Origin of the sequence: Mycolicibacterium vaccae NBRC 14118 = CIP 105934 (assembly GCF_001552715.1) — a bacterium.
Taxonomy (GTDB): Bacteria; Actinomycetota; Actinomycetes; order Mycobacteriales; family Mycobacteriaceae; genus Mycobacterium; species Mycobacterium vaccae.
On sequence record NZ_BCRS01000320.1, the window covers coordinates 1 to 2,078 of the forward strand.

General features: G+C 72.5%; 4 protein-coding genes. 1 reads left to right on the forward strand and 3 read right to left on the reverse strand.

Annotated features, from left to right (window positions below):
* Positions 1–687 (forward strand): Lrp/AsnC family transcriptional regulator (locus tag MVA01S_RS29640; RefSeq protein WP_060941832.1); only part of this gene is annotated, 687 nt, incomplete at its 5' end.
* A 6-nt stretch (positions 688–693) separates the two neighbouring features.
* On the opposite strand, the gene MVA01S_RS29645 is transcribed toward MVA01S_RS29640, so the two are convergent.
* The 3 genes from MVA01S_RS29645 to MVA01S_RS29655 all read right to left on the reverse strand — a co-directional run.
* Entirely contained in the window at positions 694–1,083 is a 390-nt protein-coding gene (locus MVA01S_RS29645) for an SRPBCC family protein (protein WP_003930794.1), read from the reverse strand.
* A gap of 55 nt (positions 1,084–1,138) precedes the next feature.
* Entirely contained in the window at positions 1,139–1,795 is a 657-nt protein-coding gene (locus MVA01S_RS29650) for an O-methyltransferase (RefSeq protein ID WP_003930793.1), read from the reverse strand.
* A 10-nt stretch (positions 1,796–1,805) separates the two neighbouring features.
* On the reverse strand, positions 1,806–2,078 hold a 273-nt coding region (locus MVA01S_RS29655), incomplete at its 5' end, for a TIGR04338 family metallohydrolase (RefSeq protein ID WP_110899850.1).

Genomic DNA, 2,078 nt, shown 5'->3' on the forward strand with positions numbered 1-2,078 from the left:
GCGCCGGTGGCCGCCGCGCTCGCCCGCCGCGCCGACGTGCCGTTCCTGTCGCTGACCAGCGGCCCCCACGGACTGGTCGCGGAGGTGCGTGCCGCGTCGGCGCGCGACATCGACCACGCGGTCGCCGAGTTCCGCGCGCTACCCGGCGTGTCCGCGGTCGACACCCTGACCTACGTCGAGGTGATGCGCGACGTCATCGGACCCGTCGGAGACGTCCGCACCGATCTCGACGACACCGACCGGGCACTGCTGGCCGCGCTGCAGCAGGACGGCCGCGCCTCCTACGTCGCGCTCGCCGCCGGGGTCGGACTGTCGGCAGCCGGCGTGCGCAGACGGGTGGTGCGGCTCCTCGACGCCCGGGTGGTCCGGATCGGCGCAGTGGTCCGGCACTCCGGCCAGGATCGGCAGAGCGCCATGGGTTTCGGCATCCGGCTCACCGGCGGCCACCACGACGTCGTCGCGGCGCTGACGGACATGCCCGCGGTGATCTTCGTGGCGCGCACGCTCGGCCGCTTCGACGTGCTGGTCACGGTGCGGGCGTTCGCCGCGGCGCAACTGGTCGAGCTGATGGACACGGTGCGCGGCCTGCCCGGCGTCCGCACGCTGGAGAGCTGGACGCACCTCGACGTGGTCAAGGAAAGCTACGCGTCCGGGCTGGACGCGTCCGGGTTGAACGCTCCGGGTTGAATAGCGTCACGGACCTCTGAGTTCCTGCTCGCGTGCGCACAGCTCCTCGATCCGGCGCAACGCGATCGTCAGCACCGGAAGATAGCCCGGAGCCCACACCGGCGCGCTCATCCAGACGCGGCAGCCCTCGTCGCGCGGGTGCACGCCGTGGCGGGTGGCAGGCACCCCGGCGACCCGCCAACCCCACGAACGGCCCTGGTCGAGCTCGTCGATCACGAACGGCAACGGCACCCCGACCGGCGTCCACACCCGGCCGGTCGCGCCCAGCTCGAACGCCGAGCCGTCGAGTTCGGCGCCGGACACGGTCGGCCCCCACTTCGGCCACGCATCCAGATCCGCCAGTACATGCCAGGCCGCGTCGGCGGAGGCGTCGATGTCCCTGCTCACGGTCCACATCCGGCAGGCATACCCGAACGTGTCGCGGACGGAACCTCGCCGCCGGGGGCCGGAACTAGTCGACGACCGCGACGGCGAAGCCGTCCCAGCCCTTGGTGCCCACGGTCTGGATCGCCGCGGTGTCCAGCCGCGGGTGGGCGGCCATCATGCCGAACATGTCCCGGATCGCCTGGGCCTGCCGGTCGTCGGGCGCCGGGTCGAGCACGCGGCCGTTGCGGGCGATGTTGTCGACGACGATCACGGTGCCCGGATGGCCGAGAGTGATCGCCCACTCGACATAGGAGACGTTGTTCTCCTTGTCGGCGTCGATGAAGACCAGATCGAAGGTGTCGCCGCGCTGCTGCAGACCGGGCAGTGAGTCCAGCGCGGCGCCGACCACGATCTCGACCCGGTCGCCGATCCCGGCGCGCTCGAGGTTGCGTCGGGCCACCTCGGCGTGTGCGGGTTCGTATTCCAGGCTGACGACCGTCCCGTCGGGTCCGACCGCGCGGGCCAGCGCGATGGTGCTGTAGCCGGCCAGTGTGCCGATCTCCAGCACGCGGCGCGCCCCGGCGATCTTCACCAGCAGGGACAGCAGTTTCGCGTGCTGCGCGGAGACCTCGATCGCGGGCATGCCGGCGGCGCCGCCGGCCTGCCGGGCCGCGCGCATCGCGTCGTCCTCGCTGTGCAGTACACGGGTGAACAGGTCGTCGAGGGCACCCCAGTCGGTCACCGCCTCGACGCTACTTCACGCCTTCCTTCGCGTACACGACGCGCAGCACGTGCGCGACCTCGGGACCCATCACCGCCGCGCTCAGATCGCAGAACGCCGCCACGAACGCGGGGCCGTGCGGCGGGTCCGCGTCGCAGACGTGATGGGTGATCTCGTGCAGCACCACCAGTTCTCGCAGCGCCCAGGTGCTGCGGCCCTCGGGCACCGCGATCGTCGCTGCGCCACCGGTGTGCTCGTAGTGCGCCGCGGTGGCGCCCCGGCGCGCGCGCACCCGCAGCGGCGC

Excerpts from the sequence above, each read along its gene's own strand:
- MVA01S_RS29645 (WP_003930794.1), bottom strand. The coding sequence starts at position 1,083 with ATGTGGACCGTGAGCAGGGACATCGACGCCTCCGCCGACGCGGCCTGG.